We start from the raw sequence: 19,898 nt of genomic DNA, 5'->3' as shown, positions 1-19,898 counted from the left end.
ATGATGCAGCGCCGGGCAGCCGATGTGGCTGCCCTTTTTGTCATGGCGGTCTGGCTTGTTGACATGGGCCTGGCCATGTGGATACTTGTAGATGCCTCTGGAGGATACTATGGCAAAGCCAGCAAAACTTACCATTCAACAGTGGGGCAATAGCCTGGCGGTACGTATCCCGGCGGCGATTGCCCGTTCCGCGCATTTGTCAGTGGGGCAGCCGGTGGGCGTCGCCAGATCATCGCGATAGCATAGCAGTATGAGGTCGCCACATTTAGTGCACAATGACGCCGTTCCAGCTCATTCCCGCGACTCTTGATTTCTGCGCACCCAGACTATCCTGCAGCTCCGGCGTGAACTGGAAGGCCTGTTTATATTCCAAACGAAAGTACTAGATGAAACAACTGCTGTCCTCCTGCGTTATCGGCCTCACCCTGACTTTCGCCCTGGCGGGCTGCGAGCGCGCCAAGGCGCCGACGCCTGCCGCGGCCAACGCCGCACCTTTGCAAAAGATCGACACCGTGGCCGGCACCGGCAAGGAAGCGGTGGCCGGCGCCACCGCCGTGGTCAACTACACCGGCTGGCTGTACCTGCCGGATGCGCCAGCCCAGCACGGCGCCCAGTTCGACTCCTCGATCGGCCGCGAGCCGTTCAGCTTCCCGCTCGGCGCCGGCCGCGTCATTCCGGGCTGGGATGAGGGCGTCAAAGGCATGAAGGTCGGCGGCAAGCGCACGCTGATCGTGCCGGCCGCCATGGGCTACGGCGAAAACGGCGCCGGCCCGATCCCGCCGAACGCCACGCTGATCTTCGACGTCGAGCTGCTGGACGTGCGCTGAGCCTTGGCGGCCGGCGGCGGCTGCGCTACTGGACGCCATCCAGCAGGCGCCGCAGGTCGGCCACCGGTATCTCGGCCGCCTCGTGCAAGCGTAGCAGCAGATCGGAGCTGACCTGGGTGTGGCCGCGGCGTATCTTGCTGATGCGCGGTGGCGCAATGCGCAGCGCCCGCGCCAGCGCGGCGTCGTTTTTCAGGCGCAAGTGTTCCAGCATGTGGTCGAGCAGCGGATGCGGGCAGCGGGCGCTGGCCGCGGTCAGCGGAGTGGGGATGTGGTTGCTCATGCGGCCTCCTGGTGTGGCTGGGTAGATTGATGGCTATCGTTGTAGCGTTGCTGGATGGCCAGCAGCGCGCCCTCGTCGCGGAACAAGGCCAGCAGGCATGCGGGATCGAAATGCTTGCCGCTGTCCGCCTCCATGGCGGCCCGCGCCCGCGCGAACGACCATGCGTCCTTGTAGGGGCGGACGGAAGTGAGCGCGTCGAAGACGTCGGCGGCGGTCACTATGCGTCCGCTCAGCGGAATGGCGGTACCGGCCAGGCCGTTCGGGTAGCCGCTGCCGTCGTAGCGCTCGTGGTGGCTGGCGGCGATCACGGCACCCGTTTGCAGCAGGGGCGAGGCGCTGTCGGCCAGGATTTGCGCGCCGATCTCGGCGTGGCTGCGCATGATCGCCATCTCGGCGCTGTCTAGCGGACCCGGCTTGAGCAGGATGGCGTCGGGGATGCCGAGCTTGCCGATGTCGTGCATCGGCGCGGCGGTCAGGATGCGTTCGCATTCGTCCTCCGGCAAGCCCAGGTTGCGGGCGATCAGTTCCGAGTAGGCCGCCATGCGCAGCAGGTGGCTGCCGGTTTCGGGATCGCGGAACTCCGCCGCCCGCGACAATCGATAAATCGCTTCGCGCTCGCGCGCGGCGATGGCGGCAGTGGCCTTGCGCACCTCTTCGGCCAGGCTGGCCGCATGGCTGGCCAGTTGCAGCTGGGCGCGCCGCAGCGCCAGCAGGTTGCCGACGCGCGCGTTCAGCTCGACGAAGTTGACCGGCTTGGTCAGGAAGTCATTTGCGCTCAGGCGTAGCGCCTCGTGGCGCACCCTGCTCTGGGTGTCGGCGGTGACCATCACCAGCGGGGTTTGCCGCTTGCCGGGCAGGGTGCGGAAGCGACGCAGGAATTCCAGGCCGTCGATGTCCGGCATCATGTAGTCGACCACCACCAGGTCGGGGTCGTTGGCGGCGCACCAGTCCAGCGCGGCGGCGGGGTCGGTCATCGTTACTGGCGGCGATTCGCACAGTATTTCCAGCATGTGCCCGAACAGGTCCAGGTTGGACTGGTTGTCGTCGACGATCAGGATCTTCATGAGCTAGCTTCCGGTTTCAGGGCTTGGGGTCGGGGGATCAAAATTCGGCATCGCGCCTGCCGCCGCGGATTGGCGCGGCGCCGCTTTCGCGGCATAATGACAGACAGATACTGGTTTCATCAAATTCAGTAACTGATGCCAATTGTAATGATTTTTCGTTGAAAATAGCAAATTCGTTTTAATTATTTTTTTTAAGAGGTTGGTGTGATCAATAAACGCAGCGATTCGCCGGTGGAGGAGGTCTGTACGACCCAGCGCGCAGCAGAAATCCTGGGTATTTCTGTATCCTCCGTGCAACAATTGGTCGAGGCCGGCGTGATCGAGGCCTGGAAAACCAAGGGCGGGCATCGGCGCATTCCCTTGTCGGCGGTGCTACGCTACAGGTCGGTTTCGCCGGGCGATCCAGCCCAGCGGCAGATCGCCACGGCCGCGCAGGGCGCGCCGGCGACGGTGCTGGTGGTCGAGGACAACCCGATGCAGCGCGCCGTCTACGAACGTCAGTTTTCCTTGTGGAACCTGCCGGTCAACCTGATCTTTTGCGAGAACGGCTACCAGGCCCTGATGGAGATCGCCCGCCGCCGGCCGCATGTGCTGCTGGCCGACATCGTCATGGACGGCATCGACGGTTACGAAGTCATCAAGACCATCCTGGCCGATCCGCAACTGGCCGGCATGCACATCGCCATCCTGTCCAGCCTGACATTGGAGGAACTGGACGAGCGCGGCGGGGTGCCGGCCGGGGTGGTATTTTTTGGCAAGCCACTCAACTACGACGAATTGCGTGGCTATATGCGGGCCTGCTGCGCGCAGTTGGAGCGCGTGGCCGGATGGGACGCATAGCGCAATGAATTAATTGAATTTGACAAATATCTGATACTCGGGCAGCATCGACTCGTACTCTGCGCATTCAGCGCGGCAACTATTGATGGCGGGAGGTAAGATGTTGCAGAAAATCGCGGCGCGGGTCGACCTGCGTTGGCTGTTGCTGAGCTTTGCGCTGTTGCTGGTGGCCGGCACCTGGTCGCTGACCCGCTATCAGCTCGGCGAAGCCCGGCGGATGCAACTCGACGACGCGCGCCGCGACGCCAGCATGCTGGTGCGCCTGTTCAGCGAGCACGCGTCCCGCACGGTGGAGGCCGCCGACCAGGCGGTGACGTTCCTGCGCCACCGCTACAACGCCGAGGGCATGCGCCTCGACATCAACCACGAACTGCAGCAAGGCCTGGGGCCGAGCGACATCTACAACCAGTTCAGCATCGTCGACGAGCATGCGGACGTGATCCTGTCGAGCATGCCGTTCAAGGCCGTCAACGTCGGCGACCGCGAGCATATCCGCGTGCACATGCGGGGCGACGAAGGCTTGCTCTACATCAGCAAGCCGGTGCTGGGCCGGGTGTCGAACAAATGGTCGCTGCAACTGACGCGACGCATCAACTATCCGGACGGACGTTTCAAGGGCGCCGTGGTGGTGTCGATGGACCCGCAATACTTCACCCGGCTGTACCACGACATCGACGTCGGCCGCCAGGGGTCGATCGCGCTGGTCGGCGTCGACGGCGTGATGCGGGTGCGCCGGGTCGGCGGCGACGACAGCCTGGGCCAGGATATTTCGTCGAGCCCGGTGTTTGTCGCCATGCGGGCCCAACGCCACGGGTTGCTGACCCAGACCGGACCGATCGACGGCCGCCTGCGGGTCTACGCCTTCCAGCGGCTGGACCGCTTCCCGCTGTATGTGCTGGTCGGCATCGACATCGAAGAGCGCGGGCTGCAGTACGCGGCCGAGCGCCAGCGCACGCTGGCGCTGGCCGCCGGCGTCACGCTGGTGGTCGTGCTGTTCACGCTGGGACTGCACATCCTGACCGGCAAACTGATCCGCAGCCGCGCGCGCGCGGTGGCGGCCAACCTGGCCAAGTCGCGCTTCCTGGCCAATATGTCGCACGAATTGCGCACGCCGCTGAACGGCATCCTCGGCTACTCCGAGCTGTTGCAGCACGAAATGGGCGACAGCCGCGCCGGCGGCTTTGCCGACGCCATACACAAGAGCGGCATGCGGCTGCTGGGCCTGATCGAAGCGGTGCTGGAACTGAGCGCGCTGGAATCGGGGCGCGAACCGCTGGTGATCGAGCCGATGACGATGGCCGAGCTGCCGCAGCTGGCCCTGTCCCGTCAGCGCGACGCGGCCGCCGCCAAGGGACTGGTGCTGCGCGCCGAGCTGGACGCCGGCCTGCCCGACGTCTGGCCATGCGACCGCGCCAAACTGCTGCGCATCCTCGACCTGCTGTTGCACAACGCGGTGGCGGCGACGCCGTCCGGCGAGGTGGTGCTGCGGGTGGCGCCGGCCGGCGGCGGCGCGTTGCGTTGCGAGGTGCGCGACACCGGCCCCGGTATCGCCAAGGAACTGCGGCGCACCATCTTCCAAAAATTCACCCAGGCCGACGACGCCGCCAGCCGCAGCAAGGAAGGCGCCGGCCTGGGCCTGGCGATCGCCGGCCGCCTGGTGGAACTGATGCGCGGACGCATCTGGCTGCACAAGGACAGCGCGCCGGGCGCGCTGTTCATCGTCGAGCTGCCGGCCCAGCGCGACCCGGACGGCGCGGAGGCCGCATGAGCGCCGGCTATCGCCTGATCGCGCCGCAGGTGCTGTGGCGGGCGGCCGGCGCCGACCTGGACACCTTTCGCTCGCTGTCGCAGCTGTTTCTCGACCTGGCGCCGGGCCGGCTGGCGGAACTGGAGCAGGCGCTGGCGCGTGGCCAGGGTGGCGCCGTCGCCGCCGCCAGCCACGCGCTCAAGGGCATGACCTTGCTGGTGGGGGCCGACCAGCTGAGCGCCTTGTTGCAGGAGCTGGAGCGCCAGGCCAGGGCCGGCGCGGCGGCGCCGCCCGCCGCCCTGGCCGGCCTGTTGCGCGGCGTCATGGACGAGGTGGCCGCCAGCATGGCGCACTACCACGGCGCGGAGCCGCCGCCATGATGCGCCGCTTGTTGCGCAGCCGCAGCGCGCAGGTGCTGCGCGCCCGCCTGCCGCAGGGACGCGGCACGCTGGCGCTGATCGGGGCCGCGCTGTTGCTGCTGCTGGCGGTCACCACGGCCGGGGTCGGCTATACGCTGCGCCAGCAGGAGGTCGACGGCTGGCGCCAGGCGCTGGGCAACCTGACGCTGACGCTGACCGAGACCACGGCGCAGAACATGGGCTCGGCCATCCAGGCGCTGGACGGCATCACCGAACGCGTGCAGACCGGGCTGGCCGGCGGCGAGGCCGGCAGCGCCGCACTGCGCTCGCGCCAGCTGTACCTGACGCTGCACGACATCGGCCTCGGCCTGTCGCAGGTCGAGGCGATCAGCGTGGCCGGCGCCGATGGCGCACTGCTCAATTTCAACCGCGCTTTTCCGCCGCCGCCGGCCGTGAACCTGGCGCAGCGCGATTATTTCACCTGGCATCGCGACCATGCCAGCCCGGCGCCGTACATCAGCGCGCCGGTGCGCAGCAAGGTGAGCGGCAAGTGGATGTACAGTGTGAGCCGGCGCCTCAACGATGCCGACGGCAGCTTCGCCGGCGTGATCGCGGTGGGCATCTCGGTCGACTATTTCGTCAATTACTTCAAGCGGGTCAGCCTGGGCCCGCAGGCGGCGATCACGCTGTACCGCGACGATTTCACGCTGATGGCGCGCTGGCCCGAAGCCAGCGCCCTGATCGGGCAGAAGGTGGTGACCGGCGTCACCGAGGCCGTGATGCGCGACGGCCTCGACGCCGATGTGCGCATCACGCGCGCGCCGCGCGCCGCCGAAGGCCAACTGCCGGTGTTGCGCATGGGGGCGGTGCGCCGGGTGCGCGGTTACCCGTTGATCATCAACGCCACCGTCACCGAGCAAATGCTGCTGGCCGGCTGGTGGCGCAATATGAAGCTGCTGGGCGCGGTCGCCATGGTCGGCTTGCTGGGGCTGCTGGCGGCGTTCTGGATGGTGGCGCGGCTGCTGGCGCGGCGCGCGCGCGATGCCGAGCAGGCGCTGGCGCTGCAGCAACAGGCCGACGCCGCCAATCTGGCCAAGTCGCGCTTCCTGGCCATGATGAGCCACGAGATCCGCACGCCGATGGGCGGCGTGGCCGGCATGGCCGAGCTGATGCTGGAAACCGAACTCGACGCGGCGCAGCGCGGCTACGCCGACAATGTCTGCCGCGGCATCCGCGAGCTGATGCATATCATCAACGAGGTGCTGGACTTTTCCAAGATCGAGTCCGGCCACATGGCGCTGGAGCGGCAAGCCTTCGACCCGGCCGCGCAACTGCAGCAGGTGATCGAACTGCACCGTGTCACGGCCGAGCGCAAGGGCTTGCGGCTGCAGGCCAGCGTGGGCGAGGGGCCGTTCTGGGTCAGCGGCGACGCCGCCCGCGTGCGCCAGGTGCTGGGCAACTTGCTGAGCAACGCCATCAAGTTCACCCCGTCGGGCGTGATCGCGCTGGAATACAGCGCCGAGGTCGACGGCGAGCGCACCGGCCTCTGGCGCCTGCGCTACGCCGTCACCGACCAGGGCATCGGCATCGACGCGGCGGTGCAGCAGCGGCTGTTCGAACCGTTCAGCCAGGCCGACGACAGCATCAGCAGCCGATATGGCGGCACCGGCCTCGGCCTGGCGATCTGCAAGCACCTGGTGGCGTTGATGGATGGACGCATCAGCTGCAGCAGCCGTCCCGGCGCCGGCACGCGCTTCGCGTTCGACTTTCCGGTGTCGCTGGCGGGCAGGGCGCCGGTGGCGGTGCCGGCCGCGCCGCCGCCGGCCATGCCCGACGTCGGCCAGCGGCGTGTGCTGGTGGCGGACGACAATGAAATGAACCGGCAATTGGCACGCATCCTGCTGACCCGCCTCGGCTGCGCGGTGGACGAAGCGCATGACGGCCAGCAGGCGCTCGACGCGCTGGCGCTGCAGCGCTACGACCTGGTGTTGATGGATTGTATGATGCCAGTCATGGACGGCTACCACGCCTGCCTGTGCTGGCGCCAGGGCGAACAGCAGCGCGGCCTGGCCCGCATACCGGTGGTGGCGCTGACGGCCAGCGCCATCGAAGGCGATCGCGAGCGCTGTATGGCGGCCGGCATGGACGACTATCTGAGCAAGCCATTTAGCGCGCTGCAGTTCCATGCGATGGTGGTGCGCTGGATCGCGCCGTCGGCGAATGCGGATACCATCGAGAAAATGGATTGAGATCCCAGTCTTGCCGGGATGATCGCCGGCTCACCGACCTCTTCGACTAAGATGCCGCCGCCGGCCACCGACATGGACGCCGCCCGCAACGTTGCCGAGCGCTGCCGCAAACTGCTGGCGCACAAGGGAATATCCCACGCCCGCGCGTTTACGCCTGGCGCAGGCGCGTGCGCATGCCGTCGGACAGCCACAGCTGGCGGTCGGCGTCGACGATGAAGGCGTCGATGCCGGGCAGCCTGGCCAGGCGGCGCTGTCCCGCCGCCGCGCCGGCGACCATGATGGCCGCGCCCAGGCCGTTGATGGCGGCCAGGTCGTCGCCGACCAGCGCCAATCCGTGCGGCCCCTGGCTCGGGTAGCCGGTGTGCGGATCGAGGATATGGTGCAGCCGCTTGCCCTGGTGCATGAAGTAGCGCTCGTAGTCGCCCGATGCGGCGACAAAGCCGCGCGTCAACTCGACCGCGCCGAGCAGTTGGTCTGGCCGGCGCGGATCGCGCAGGCCAACCCGCCAGGGACGGCCATCGAGCTTGCCGCTGACCAGCACGTCGCCGCCGCCGTTGAGCATGGCGTTGCGCACGCCGTGCGCGTGCAGCCGGTCCAGGCCGGCCTGCAGGATCGGCAACTTGGCGATGCCGCCCAGGTCGAGCCGCATGCCGCGCTCGCGCAGGTAGGCGGTGCCGCGCCGGCGGTCCAGCTGCAAACCCTTGCTGCCCACCAGCGGGAGTTGCGCGGCCAGTTGCGCGGCCGTCGGCAGGCCGGGATGGTCGGCGTCGAAATTCCAGTCCTTCAGGGTGCCGACGGTCGCGTCGAAGGCGCCGCCGCTGGCCAGGGCCGCCTGCTGCGCCATCTCCAGCACCCGCATCAATTCCGCCGGCACTTGCACCGGCTGCAGGCCGGCCGCCAGGTTGATCGCGTTGAGCACGCTGTCCTGGCGGTAGCGGCTCATCATGTCGGCCAGCCGCGTCATCTCGGCAAAGGCGGCGTCGGCCGCTTCGCTCAGGCGGCGGCTGTCGCCGCCTTGCAGGGTCAGGTCGAGCCGGGTGCCCATCAGGTTGCGCGAGGCCTGGTGGATGCCGGGCTGCGCCTGCACCGGCGCCACCACCAGGCCGCAGGCCACCAGCGGCACGGCCAGCAACAGGCGCCGGCGGCGCAGCTGGCTGGCGTCGAGGGAAGTCAACATCACATTCTCCTGCGCGCTCAGCGCGATTGCGCCACCATGTAGTCGACCGTGGCCTTGACGTCGGCGTCGCTCAGCGTCGGCGAGCCGCCGCGTGCCGGCATCTGGCCCTTGGCGCCGGTGAATCCTTCCAACGCGTGCTGGTACAGCACGTCCACGCCCTGGGCGATGCGCGGCGCCCAGTCGGCCTTGTCGCCCGGCTTGGGGGCGCCGGCCACATTGGCGGCGTGGCACAGCGAGCAGGTCTTGCCGTAGGTCGCCTTGCCGATGACGTTCTCGGCAGCCGGCGGGGCGGCGGCCACCGCGACGGCGGCCGGCTCGGCGGCGGGCGCCGCCGCCTCCTTCTGGCCGCAGGCGCTCAGCAGCGCCAGGCTCAGGATGCTCAGTAGTGCGATAGGGGTTTTCATGATGGTGTTCCTTAGAAAAATGGGTGTAGTGCATGGGCGTGCTGAGAGTGTTGCACGTGGGGATGCACCGATTCCTTGATCCAGATCAAAATGCGCGCCGGATTGCGGTTTTCATGATGTGAGTCAAGGTTGACGGCCGGGTTGCAGCCAGCGTTCCAGCGCCTGCGCCGACGGCCGGCCCAGCACCAGTTCGACCGCGCCCTCGCGCGGCAGCAGGGCGACATACGGCGTCATGCCGCGCCAGCCCGGATGGACCGAGTATTGCAGCGCCGTGCCCTGGCCGCGGAACACGAACAGCCGGTCGGCCGCGCGGTAATGGGGTTCCTGCAGCAGCTCGGGCTGGCCGTCGCCGTCCATCACCACCACCACCAGCGGAACTTTGGGCTGCCGGGGCGTTTGCTGCCGGAGCTGCGCGGCCAGCGCCGCGATGGTGCCGGGGCAGTGGCCGCAGTCGGTGGTGGAGAACACCACCACCGCCGGGCGCGGCAAGTCCTGCTGCAAGCGCTGCCAGCTGTGGGTGTCGAAGCTTTCGATGCGGCCGGCGGCGTGCGCGGCGCCGGCCTGGGCCAGCGTCAGCAGCGCCGCCGCCAGCCAGGCGGACCCGTTGCGGCGCGGCCGTGCCGCGCGGCTGTCACAGTGCGTCGACATGGCGTTCCTCCGTGGTGTTCCAGATCACAAACAGCCGGCCGTTCTTTTGCAGCAGTTGCGGATAGCCGTTGTCGGCGCCGCTGCTGGCCAGTTCGCGCAGGGTGAAATGCCGGCCGTCGTCGTCCGACAGCCAGGCCCGCAGGTGGGTGGCGCTGCCGTCGTAGCTGCGCCAGACGATGGCCAGGCGCGCGCCGCTGGCGAGGATGTCGGCGTGTTCGGCCTGGCTGTCGGGCAGCGCCTGGGCCGCGCCCAGCGGCGCGCCGGACGGATCCAGCCGGCCGTAGCGCACCTGGGCGGCGCCGTCGCGCACGCCGAACCAGAGCGCGTGGTAGCCGCCGGCGGCGGCCGGCGTCAGCGCCGGGCCGTGGTGCGGGCAGCCGTCGACGGCCCAGTTGTCGTAGCTGGCGCGCACCGGCGCGGCCGCCGCGTTGTCGGCGCCGGGCAGCAGCAGGAAGGCGTGGTCGCGGATATTGGGCGCGCTGACATGGCGCCACAGCGCCGCCACCCGGCCGTCCGCCGTGGGCGACAGCGCGATGCGGCAGCACTCGCAGCTGTGGTCGGACAGCCGCAGGTCGGGACCGAAGCTGGCGCCGCCGTCCAGCGAGACGTTGCGGTACAGCGTGGCGCCGCGATAGTTGGCGCTGGTGCCTGCGACGGTGGCGGCAGCGGTCGCGGCCAGCTTGTCGCGGCCGTCGATCCACACCGTGTGCAGCGCGCCGGCGGCGTCGAAGGCCATGGCGGCGTAGCTGTGGCTGGTCGGCTGGCGGTCCTGGTGCAGCGTGACCGGCGCGGCGAAATGGGCGCCGCCGTCGGTCGAGCGCAGCAGGCGGATCTCGGCCGCGTACTTTTGCGCCAGCGGCCGTGCATAGCTGATCAGCACCAGCCCCTGCGGGCCGAACAAGATTTTCGGCGGCCCCTCGCCGCTGGTCTTGATCGGGTCGCCGCCGGTGTCGAGCAGCAGCGGCGGCAGCCAGTGGCGGCCGTCGTCGGCGCTGCGGTGGGCGGCCAGCCGGCCCTGCGCGTCCAGCTGCACGCTCCACAGCGTGCCGTCCGGCGCGAAGGCGTTGCCGGCGTAGGGGGCAGGCGGCGCCGCTGTTGCATGCGCGGCCAGCGCCGCCAGCCCGAGGGCGGCCAGCGCGCGGCGCGGCGTCGAAAGGGAGATCGTCATGGTGGCCTCGGTGTCCATGGTGTCAGCGTTTGCCGTAGGTGTAGTTCAGCCCCAGCATGACGCTGCGCGGCGCCCCCGGGGTATAGGCGTTCTGGCTGTCGGGCAGGTAGGCGCCGCTGCCCGAGTAGGCGCTGCTGGCGTTGTCGGCGTAGCGGCGGTCGGTCAGGTTGCGCACCTGCAGCCACACTTCCCAGCCGCCGGCCAGCACCTGGTTGGCGCGCAGATTGAGCAGGGTGTGGCCGCCATAGCGCACGGTGTTGGCGTTGTTCATCCAGTAGCGGCCCTGGTGCAGCAGCTCCAGCGCGACGCGCGCGCCGGCCGCCGGGCGGTAGCCCAGCTCGGCGCTGCTGATGTCGGCCGGCGCCTGCGGCATCTGCTTGCCGCTGTAGTCCAGGTTGGCCGCCACGCGGTAGGACTGGTAGCGGTGGCTGGCCAGCGCCGTCGCCAGGCGCGCGTCGAAGCGGCCGGCGTCGTAGTTCAGTCCCAGCTCCAGCCCCTGGCTGCGGGTGCGGCCGGCGTTGCGGTTCTCGCTGTTGCCCGGAGCGATGGTGTAGCTGACGATGGTGTCGCGCCCGTCGAGCCGGTACAGCGCGGCGTTGAGCTTGAGCGCGCCGTCCAACCGGGTGCTGCGCAGGCCCAGTTCGTAGTTGTCGTAGGTGGCCGGGCGCAGGTCCGGCACGCCGGTCTTGCCATATAGCTGGCTCAGTTCCGGCGGCGTGAAGCCTCGGCTGAGGTTGGCGTAGACGTTGCTGCGGGTGTCGAGCGCGTAGGTCGCGCCCAGTTTCGGGCTGATCCGCGAGAAACTGCGCGTTTCGCTGGCGGCGCCGTAGTTGTCGCTGCCGGCCGGGGCCAGCGTGTTGCGGTAGTCGTAGCGGATGCGGTCGGCGCGCGCGCCCAGCACCACCCGGGTCGCCGCCAGCGGACTGGCTTCCCACTGGCCGAACAGGGCGAGGTTGCGGATGTCGGCCTGGTAGTCGCGCACGCCCCTGGGGTTGAGCAGGTTGGCGTTGCTGTAGCTGAGGTTGTTGCCGCTGGCGGGGTCGCGCAGCACGCGCAGATTGTTGCTGGTGTAGGGCGCGGCGCTGTTGTCGAGGTAAACGCCGGCCACCAGCCGCGAGGCCAGCCAGCTGTAGTCCTGCTGGTGCTTGAGGTCCAGGCCGAGCGAATCGACATGGCTGTTGTTCTCGCTGCCCTGGCACACGCTGGCGCCGGCGCTGCAGCCGACCAGGGTGTAGCTGGGCAGCTGGCCGTGGTCGTTCTTGCGCGAGAACAGCGTGACCGTGCTCAGGCCACGGGCGACGGTCTCGGCCTCCCACGCCAGGTTGGCGCGGGTGCTGATGTCGCGCCGGTAGGTGAAGCGGTTGACGCTCTTGCCGGGCTGGCGCTGGTAGTCGGTCTGGTTCAGGGTGCCCGTCATCGCGGCGTCCAGCTCGGTGTGCACCAAGGTGGCGCGCAGCAGGGCGCGGTCGCTCAGCACGTAGTCGCCGCGCAGCGAGAAGGCATCCTTGTCGCCGCGGCTGTACTGCTGCCAGTTGTCGCCGCTGCGGCGCGCGCTGTAGTGCGAGAAGCGCAGGCCGAGATCGCCCCAGGTGTTGCTGGCGGCGGTGTCGAAGCGCTGGTAGCCGTTGATGTGGTCGCGCCGGACGCTGACGCTGGCGTAGGGCGTGGGCGAGGGCGCCGCCGTCATGAAGTTGATCGCGCCGCCGACCGCGTTGCTGCCGTACAGCGACGAGGCCGCGCCCTTGACCACCTCGACGCTGTCGGTGCCGGCCAGGTTGATCTCGTTGAGGGCGTTGTGGTTGAACACCCCCAGCGGGCGGATCGGGATGCCGTCCTCCAGGTACTGGTAGACGGCGTTGGTGCTGACCGGCTGGCGGATGCTCATGCTGTGCTGCTCGTTGCCGAGGTCGTTCCAGTGGACGCCGGCGATGCGGTTGACCACTTCGCCCATGGTCTTGGGGCGGTCGCGTTGCAAGATGTCTTGGCGGACCACGCCGATCGCGGTCGGCGTCTCGGCCAGCCGGGTGGCGCCGCGCGAAGCGGACACCACCATTTCTTCCAGTTGCTGCGGTTCGGTGGCGCCGGCGTTGGCGGCGGCCAATATGGCGAGCCCGGCCAGGCGGCGCGGGGAGTAGTGGGTGCTCATGCTGCGTTCCTGTTCTTGTTTGGGGTGTTGCTTAGCTGTTCAGACTGAAAGTGAGCGGCACCAGCACGCTGGCCGCGATGGCGTGCTCGCCCAGGCGGGCCGGCACGAAGCGCCAGCGCCGCACGGCGTCCAGCGCGGCCTGGTCGAGGCGGGCGTGGCCGCAGCTCTGGCGCACCTCGACCCGCTCGACCGTGCCCTGCGGGCTGACCTGCACCAGCAGCACCACCTTGCCGGATTCGCCCTGGCGGCGCGACGCCAGCGGATAGACCGGTTCCGGATTGTTCAGGTAGGCGGCATTGAAGCTGGCCTCGCTGCGCTGCTCCGGCGCGCTGGCGGCCGGCGTGCCGGCCACGCTGGCCACGGCAGCGACGATGGCGGCGGCCGGCGCGGCGGCGGGCATGGCGGTTTCGGCCATGGCGAGCGCGGCGGCCTTGGGCGGCGCCACGGCGGCCTGGCGCGCCGGCGCGGTCTGCGCCAACACCGGCACCGGCTTGCGCGCGGGGGCGGCCGGCGTCGGCCGGGCGGGGGTAGCGACCAGCATCACGGTCAACACCCCGGCCGGGCGCGGCTTGGCCTTGAGCGTGATGACGCCGCTGGTGTGCAGCGCCGTCAGCAGCAGCGCGAGGTGGGCGGCGCCGACCAGCGCGCCCTTGAGCGCCAGCGCCGGCAGGCCCGCGCCGTCCGCGCTGGAGGGGCCGAGGGAATAGTGGTGCATGGTTTGGTCCTTGGTGGCGATGTCGTTTTACATTTTGCTGTCGTGCAGCGCGCCGCCCGACAGGTCGACCATGTCGCGTTTGATCTCGGCGTAGCGCAGGCGGCGTCCGCCCCATTGCGTGACGAAGGCGTCGGCGTCGGCCTGGCGCGAGAAGCTGGCGATCGACGGTCCCATCGAACCGTGGCGCTTGCTGCCCAGCACGTAGAAGCCGGTGCTGGCGTCGAACCAGTGGCCGCGCGGCTGTTCCCAGTCGGTCTTGCCCATGTCCTGCACGAACACGGCCGCGACCGCCCGCAGCTGCTCCGGCGCCAGCAGCGTGTGGAATAGTTCGACGGTGTCGCAGAAGTACACCGGCGTGCTCTGGCCGGCGTAGAACAGCTGCGCCTTCGGGCCGGGGTAGTCGGCCAGCAGCATGCCGTCCAGGTCGCAGGTGGTGCGGGCGTCGATCTCCAGCGGCGCGGTCAGGGCGGAGGGCACGCGGCGCTGGCAGCCGGCCAGCGCGGGCGCCAGCAGCACGGCGGCGGTGGCGAAGAGGAAGTTGCGGCGGGTGGTTTTCATGATGTAAATCTCCAGCGCGCCACGGCGAGCGGCGCGATAATCCAGGCAAACATGACGCTGCCCATCATCCACGGTTTGGCCAGCGCAGCGGGAATGATGCTGCTCAGGCCGTACATGGTGCGGACCTCGTCGAGGGAAAAGATGTTCATGATGCGGAACACGTCGGCCGGGTTGAACAGCAGCACGTAGGCGAACAGGTCGCCGCCGTAGCTGCCGCCGCTGGCCACCAGCGCGCCCAGCACGATCAAGTCGAACACCAGCACATAGAAGAACCACAGCGCGATCGCCAGGCCGGAGGCGCGGGTGCGCTCGCGCGCCAGCACCGACATGCAGACGGCCAGGCTGAGGAAGGCCAGCCCCAGCAGAACCGAGCTGAACATGAAGCCCAGGTAGTGCACCAGGCCGGGCCAGCTGAACTGCTGGTACAGCAGCACCGCCACCAGCGCGAAGCCGGCCAAGGTCGACAAGCTCAGTGCGGCCGCCAGGCCCAGGTATTTGCCCAGCAGCAGTTCGAGCCGCGTCAGCGGCAGCGCCAGCAGCAGGTCCAGCGAGCCGCGCTCGCGCTCGCCGACGATGGCGTCGAAGCCGAGCAGCAGGGCGATCAGCGGGATCAGGTAGATCACCAGGCTGACCAGGCTGCTGATGGTGAGCTCGATCGACTTCAGGCCGATCTCGCCCTGCTGGGCCGCGCCCAGGTAGGTGATCACCAGCGAGAACACGGTGAACACCAGCGCCACCGCCAGCACCCAGCGGTTGCGGATGCGGTCGCGGAATTCCTTCGCGGCCAGCGTGTAGATTTGGGACCATTCCATGGCGGGTATTCCTTTGTTAGTCCGAAAAGCCGAAGAAGACGTCTTCCAGCGACGGCTCCCGCAGGTCGAGGTCGGCCAGGCGCGGGCCCAGGCCGGACAGCGCCGCCAGCACCGCCATCTTGGCCTCGCGCGGGCAGCGCAGGGTCAGGCCGCGCGGGCCGTCGGTGGCGGCTACGCCGGGCAGGTGGGCGGTCAGGCGGCGCGCCAGCGCGTGGTCGTCCGGCGCCAGCGTCAGGTGCAGCGTCAGCGGCAAATGGGTCTGCTCGCGCAGCTGGGCCACGCTGCCGAGCGCCTGGATTTTCCCCGCCGACATGATCGCCAGCCGGTCGACCCGCTCCTGCAGCTCGGCCAGGATGTGCGAGGTGATGATGATGGTCACGCCCTGGTCGCGCAGGCCGCGCAGCGTGGCGTAGAAGTCGCGGATCGCCTGCGGGTCGAGGCCGTTGGTGGGCTCGTCGAGGAACAGCACCCGTGGCGAGCCCAGCAGCGCCTGGGCGAAGCCGAGGCGCTGGCGCATGCCCTTCGAATAGTCGCGCAGCGGCTTGTGGCCGGCGTGCGCCAGGCCGACCTGTTCCAGCATGGGCGCGCACTGGCTGGCCGGCGCGCCCTTCAGGCGGGCGAAGAAGGCCAGCGTCTCGAGGCCGCTCAGATTGTCGTACAACACCACGTTCTCGGGCAGGTAGCCGAGCTGGCGCCGGGTGTGGCGGAAGCCGCGTCCGTCCACCGCCGTGCCGTGGATGCGGATCGTGCCGGCGTCGGGCGCGACCAGGCCGAGCATCATCTTGAACAGCGTGCTCTTGCCGGCGCCGTTGTGGCCGATCAGGCCGAAGATCTCGCCTTCGGCCACCGCCAGGTCGACGCCGTCGACCGCGCGCAGCGCGCCGTAGTGCTTGCTCACGCCGGCCACCAGGATCGCGGCGTCGGCGGGCTTATTGTCCGGGATAGTGCTTGCCATACCAGGTGCTCCAGTTTTTGTTATTGGGCTGCATATGCGGCTTGGGATCGACCACGCTGGGCACGCGCAGCAGCGGGAATTGCTGCGACACCAGGCGCAGCGCCTGCACCGCCGGGCTGGCCATCAGCAGGCGGGTGCCGGGATGGCGCCAGGTCAGGCGGTCGACCATGTCGTTGGCTTCGTAGGCGAAGTCGCCGATGCCGTCGCCGTTGCGGTCCCAGCCCAGGTAGTTGCTCCAGTGGTTGCCGCGCTCGCCGCCCCAGCGTTCGTCGCGGGCGCCGACGTAGCGCACCTGCTCGCGGTTGGCGATGAAGTCGTTGTTCTCGACCTGGTTGTGGATCGAGCCGGCCGACAGGTGCACGCCGACGCGGTTGTCGACCACCAGGTTGTCGCGGATGGTGACGTACTCGACGTCGTAGATGAACAGGCCGCGCTGGTTGCCGGCGACCACGTTGTGCTCGACCAGCGAGTCCTGCATGGTGCGCAGCATGATGCCGTGGTCGGAATTGCCCCAGGTGCGGTTGTTGCGCACCACCTGGTTGCGCACCTCCATCAGCGCCAGGCCGCCGCGGTTGTAGTAGCTGTCGTTGTCCTCCCACAGGTTGTAGTAGGAGTTCATGTAGTGGCTGCCGTAGCGGCTGTGGTGCAGCCGGTTGCCGCGAAACACGGCGTGGTGCGAGACGTCGACGTACAGCGCGTCGCGCACGAAGCTGATGTTGTTGCCGATGATGCGGGCGCCGGTGGTGTTGTACAGCTGGACGCCGTTGCCGCGCTGCGAGGAGTTGTAGTCGCGTTTGCCGGTGATCAGGTTGCCCTCGATGAGCACGTCGTTGGATTTTTCTATCCACAGGCCGAACAGGTTGTAGGTCAGGTCGCAGTGGCGCACGATGGCGCGGTGGGCGCCCGGATACAGGTAGATGCCGGCGTTCTGGTCCTTCAGGCTGTCGCCGGAGTCGCGCACGATCAAGCCTTCGATGACGACGTCGGCGGCGGTCACGCGCAAGGTGTCGCCGTGGCCGTCGCCGCTCAGGGTCGGGCGCTGCAGGCCGCGCAGGGTCAGCGGCTTGTCGACCACGAAGTTGCCGTGGTAGTGGCCGCGCGCGATCTCCAGCACGTCGCCGGGCCGGGCGGCGGCGATCGCCTGCTGCAGCGACGCCCCGGGGCCGACCTGCAGCGTGGCGGCGCGCGCCGGCGTCGCAGCCAGGCACAGCAGCAACAACAGCGGCGTCAGCGCGCGGAGCGGGGCGGCGGGCATCATACCGACAGCGCCCCCCAGGTCTTGAGCGCGAGGAACAGCGCGGCGCCGACCAGCAGGTTCTTGAAGCTGACGTAGCTCAGCATGTCCATCAGGCTGGCGCGGCGGTAGTGGGCCTGCCACCACGGGCCGTCCTTGACGTAGCGGCGGCCGGACAGGCGCAGCGCCACTTCGAACACGCTCCAGCCGGTCCACCAGCCGATGATGGCGCCGGCCGACAGCTGGCCCAGTCCGGCGAACAGCCAGGCCAGGCTGGCCGCGACGGCCAGCGCGTAGCCGGCCAGTTGCAGCCAGCGCTGCGCGGCCCAGCCGGCTGCGCTCCACGGCCACAGGTGCTCGAACACTTCCCGCACCACCCAGGCCGGGCCGCTGCTGGCCGGCCGTGGCGGCGTCGCCGGATCGGTCGGCATGCGCGGGTCGGGGCCGGCCAGCACGGCGGCCGAGGCCGGTGTGGACGGCACCGGGTAGATCGGGATGAAGTAGCCGTCGGCGCCGATCGCCTTGATCTCCAGGCCGTCGCGCTCGCGCCGCTTGCGTTCCTTGGACAGCGGCGGGCACGCCTTGGGATCGGTGTACAACACCATGCAGTCGAGGCAGTGCAGGCATTCGCGGTGGTCGATGCGGCCGTCGGCGTCGATCGCCTGGGCGCCGCAGCCGACCGCGCAGGCCTTGCAGCTGTTGCAGTCCTGCTTGCGCTTGAGACCGAACCAGCGGAAGGTGCTCGGCACGGCCAGCGCCGCGCCCAGCGGGCAGATGTATTTGCAATACGGCCGCTCGATGAACAGCGACAGGCCCAGCAGCACGCTGACGAACAAGCCGTACGGCCACGCGCGGTGGGTGATGCCGACCAGGAAGGTGGTCTTGAACGGCTCGACTTCGGCCAGCTTCTCGGCCAGGCCCATGGAGAACATCGACACCGTCAGCAGCGCCAGGAAGATCGCGTACTTGAGCCATTTGAGGCGGTCGTGCAGGGCGCGCGGCAGTTGCCGCTGGAAGCGTTTGAGACCGATCGCGCGGCCGACCTTGTAGAGCGCCTCGGACAGCGAGCCGAACGGGCACATCCAGCCGCAGAACAGGCCGCGTCCGAACAGGAACACCGTGACGATGATGAAGATCCAGAACAGGAAGATGAACGGGTCGGTCAGGAACAGCGACCAGGTCCACTGGAACAGCAGCGCGTGGAACCAGGTCAGCACCTGGGTGATCGAGGGCTGGGCCATGGCGCCGAAGCCGACCAGGCCGATGCTCAGGCCCCAGGCGCTGTACTTGAAGGCGTTCACCGGCCATTTGTTCTTGTGGGTGGCGCGCCGGGTCAGGCGTTCGCGCAGCGCGTACACCACGGTGACGCCCACCAGCAGCAGGCCGAACAGGACGATCTCGAGCGCGCGCGAACGCCAGATGCGCTCGTAGGGCGCGGCGGCCTCGGCGACGGCGGGACGGCCGCCCTGCAGCAGCTCGGCGGCCAGCCAGTAGCCGGCGTCGAAGGTGGTGAAGCTGCGCGCGCCGGTGGCGCGGTCGACCCGGTTGCCGAGGAAGGACAGCTTCCACGGATAGGCGCTGGAGAAGGCGGCCGAGCGGATCACGAAGATCGCCGACTCGTTGTAGGCCGGCGCGCCGGCCGCCTCCAGGCCGTACAGGTTCAGGTAGTCGGTGTCGCGGAAGGTATAGGAATCGGCGCCCTGCTTGACCTGGATGCGGTCGTACAGGCCGCCGCGCACGAAGCCTGAACCCTTGAACGATTCGATGCCGCCGCTGCGGACGATGAACAGCGCGTGGTCGTGCGGACCGAGCTGGGCCTGCAGCGAACGGTAGCCGGCGTCGCCCAGCAGGCTGGCGCCGACGTCGGGGTGGCCCAGGTCGCCGAACCACAGTTCGATGAAGGGGCTGCCGCCCGGCTCCAGGCCGACCTGCTGCGGCTTGACCAGCAGCCGCTGCACGCTGCCCTGCTTGACCAGCTGCTCCCACGACAGGTGGGCGCCGCGCACCGCGTAGACGGCCGGCGCGCGCACGGTGGGCGCGACGATGCCGACCTGGCGGGCGATCGCCATGCCCGAGCTCATCATGACCTGGTTTTGCACGATCACCGTGACGGTGGCGCCGGAGATCGCGTCGACCCCCAGCACGCCCTCGTCGGGACGCGACTGGCCGACCTCGATCTTGTCGGCCACCGATTTGCCCAGATACTGGCGGTTGAAGTTGAGCAGGGCCGATTCCGGTATGCCCAGCAGCAGGATAGGTTCGGAGTGCTTGAGCACCTTGATGCCGACGAAGCGGCCCTTCAAGTCCATGCCCATCAGGGTGACCACCGGCTTGCCGGAGTAGGCCGGGGTGTCGGTGATGTCGGTCGACAGCATGACGTAGCCGAGCAGCGGCTTGCGGCCCGCGACCTCGGGGCCGAAGGCTTGCACATAGGGCGGCTGGCCCAGCCGTTCGGAAAAGCTGGCGGCGCCGGGGAACACCTCGGCGCAGGCGACCAGCGCGCACAGGTCCTTGGCGGTGGCCAGCTCGGGCGGCAGGGCCGCCTCATAGGAGCCGCTGGCGGCGCGGCCGGGGGCCGCGGCCAGCCACAGGGCGCCGAGCATCAGCAGCGTGAGCAGCTGCTTGGCGAGCCCTTGCCTGGCAAAAAAGTCGCGGTAAGAAAACATGGTAGTCCCTGGTGAAGAGCGCGCCCCGGAGCGGGGCGCGCTGGTGCTG

19 protein-coding genes are annotated in these 19,898 nt (G+C 69.1%); 6 read left to right on the top strand and 13 right to left on the bottom strand.

All coding sequences use genetic code 11. From position 1 onward, the window contains the following. The first annotated feature begins 91 nt into the window (after positions 1-91). Together AC1RMD_RS10085 and AC1RMD_RS10080 are read left to right on the top strand one after the other, a co-directional pair. Entirely contained in the window at positions 92-241 is a 150-nt protein-coding gene (locus tag AC1RMD_RS10085) for an AbrB/MazE/SpoVT family DNA-binding domain-containing protein (RefSeq protein ID WP_492926176.1), read from the top strand. Positions 242-386: 145 nt separating this feature from the next. Continuing rightward, entirely contained in the window at positions 387-827 is a 441-nt protein-coding gene (locus AC1RMD_RS10080; RefSeq protein ID WP_492926174.1) for an FKBP-type peptidyl-prolyl cis-trans isomerase, read from the top strand. Positions 828-852: 25 nt separating this feature from the next. Here the strand turns inward: AC1RMD_RS10080 and AC1RMD_RS10075 are convergent, their stop codons facing one another. After that, on the bottom strand, positions 853-1,107 hold the full coding sequence (locus AC1RMD_RS10075) for a helix-turn-helix domain-containing protein (protein ID WP_492926172.1): 255 nt from the start codon (positions 1,105-1,107) through the stop codon (positions 853-855). Then, entirely contained in the window at positions 1,104-2,171 is a 1,068-nt protein-coding gene (locus AC1RMD_RS10070) for an HD domain-containing phosphohydrolase (protein WP_492926170.1), read from the bottom strand. Before AC1RMD_RS10070 ends, AC1RMD_RS10075 begins: the two co-directional genes overlap by 4 nt. 204 nt (positions 2,172-2,375) lie before the next feature. Here AC1RMD_RS10070 and AC1RMD_RS10065 point away from each other — a divergent pair, with 204 nt between their 5' ends. From AC1RMD_RS10065 to AC1RMD_RS10050, 4 genes are all read left to right on the top strand, one after another. Continuing rightward, the gene (locus AC1RMD_RS10065) at positions 2,376-3,011 is read left to right on the top strand and encodes a response regulator (protein ID WP_492926168.1); all 636 of its coding nucleotides are present in this window, start codon (positions 2,376-2,378) and stop codon (positions 3,009-3,011) included. A gap of 100 nt (positions 3,012-3,111) precedes the next feature. Beyond that, positions 3,112-4,779 (top strand): sensor histidine kinase, encoded by a 1,668-nt coding sequence (locus AC1RMD_RS10060; RefSeq protein ID WP_492926166.1) that lies wholly within the window; start codon positions 3,112-3,114, stop codon positions 4,777-4,779. Next, a complete protein-coding gene (locus AC1RMD_RS10055) occupies positions 4,776-5,138 on the top strand; it encodes an Hpt domain-containing protein (protein WP_492926164.1) in 363 nt (120 codons plus the stop codon). Before AC1RMD_RS10060 ends, AC1RMD_RS10055 begins: the two co-directional genes overlap by 4 nt. Further along, on the top strand, positions 5,135-7,366 hold the full coding sequence (locus tag AC1RMD_RS10050) for a hybrid sensor histidine kinase/response regulator (protein ID WP_492926162.1): 2,232 nt from the start codon (positions 5,135-5,137) through the stop codon (positions 7,364-7,366). The genes AC1RMD_RS10055 and AC1RMD_RS10050 overlap by 4 nt, the downstream gene beginning before the upstream one ends. A gap of 148 nt (positions 7,367-7,514) precedes the next feature. On the opposite strand, the gene AC1RMD_RS10045 is transcribed toward AC1RMD_RS10050, so the two are convergent. The 11 genes from AC1RMD_RS10045 to AC1RMD_RS09995 all read right to left on the bottom strand — a co-directional run bounded on the left by AC1RMD_RS10045 (position 7,515) and on the right by AC1RMD_RS09995 (position 19,849). After that, positions 7,515-8,543, bottom strand: a complete 1,029-nt coding sequence (locus tag AC1RMD_RS10045; RefSeq protein ID WP_492926160.1) for an FAD:protein FMN transferase — start codon at positions 8,541-8,543, stop codon at positions 7,515-7,517. A 17-nt stretch (positions 8,544-8,560) separates the two neighbouring features. Beyond that, positions 8,561-8,947, bottom strand: coding sequence for a c-type cytochrome (locus AC1RMD_RS10040; protein WP_492926158.1), 387 nt, complete (start codon positions 8,945-8,947; stop codon positions 8,561-8,563). 123 nt (positions 8,948-9,070) lie between these two features. Next, on the bottom strand, positions 9,071-9,595 hold the full coding sequence (locus AC1RMD_RS10035; protein WP_492926156.1) for a hypothetical protein: 525 nt from the start codon (positions 9,593-9,595) through the stop codon (positions 9,071-9,073). Then, a complete protein-coding gene (locus AC1RMD_RS10030) occupies positions 9,579-10,763 on the bottom strand; it encodes a sialidase family protein (RefSeq protein ID WP_492926154.1) in 1,185 nt (394 codons plus the stop codon). The genes AC1RMD_RS10035 and AC1RMD_RS10030 overlap by 17 nt, the downstream gene beginning before the upstream one ends. A 22-nt stretch (positions 10,764-10,785) precedes the next feature. Then, the gene (locus AC1RMD_RS10025; RefSeq protein WP_492926152.1) at positions 10,786-12,909 is read right to left on the bottom strand and encodes a TonB-dependent receptor; all 2,124 of its coding nucleotides are present in this window, start codon (positions 12,907-12,909) and stop codon (positions 10,786-10,788) included. 31 nt (positions 12,910-12,940) lie between these two features. Continuing rightward, on the bottom strand, positions 12,941-13,624 hold the full coding sequence (locus AC1RMD_RS10020; protein WP_492926150.1) for an energy transducer TonB: 684 nt from the start codon (positions 13,622-13,624) through the stop codon (positions 12,941-12,943). Positions 13,625-13,651: 27 nt separating this feature from the next. Beyond that, a complete protein-coding gene (locus AC1RMD_RS10015) occupies positions 13,652-14,182 on the bottom strand; it encodes a nitrous oxide reductase accessory protein NosL (protein ID WP_492926148.1) in 531 nt (176 codons plus the stop codon). Next, entirely contained in the window at positions 14,179-14,994 is an 816-nt protein-coding gene (locus AC1RMD_RS10010) for an ABC transporter permease (RefSeq protein WP_492926146.1), read from the bottom strand. The genes AC1RMD_RS10015 and AC1RMD_RS10010 overlap by 4 nt, the downstream gene beginning before the upstream one ends. Positions 14,995-15,010: 16 nt before the next feature. After that, entirely contained in the window at positions 15,011-15,949 is a 939-nt protein-coding gene (locus tag AC1RMD_RS10005) for an ABC transporter ATP-binding protein (RefSeq protein WP_492926144.1), read from the bottom strand. Beyond that, entirely contained in the window at positions 15,924-17,207 is a 1,284-nt protein-coding gene (locus AC1RMD_RS10000) for a nitrous oxide reductase family maturation protein NosD (protein ID WP_492926142.1), read from the bottom strand. The genes AC1RMD_RS10005 and AC1RMD_RS10000 overlap by 26 nt, the downstream gene beginning before the upstream one ends. Next, positions 17,204-19,849 carry a 4Fe-4S binding protein gene (locus tag AC1RMD_RS09995; protein WP_492926140.1) on the bottom strand — a complete coding sequence of 882 codons (2,646 nt, stop codon included), beginning with the start codon at positions 19,847-19,849 and terminating at the stop codon, positions 17,204-17,206. Before AC1RMD_RS09995 ends, AC1RMD_RS10000 begins: the two co-directional genes overlap by 4 nt. Between the last annotated feature and the right edge of the window lie 49 nt (positions 19,850-19,898).

This window comes from Duganella sp. GW822-FHT06D06, from assembly GCF_058799615.1.
This window is presented reverse-complemented; position numbering and strand designations above follow the sequence as displayed.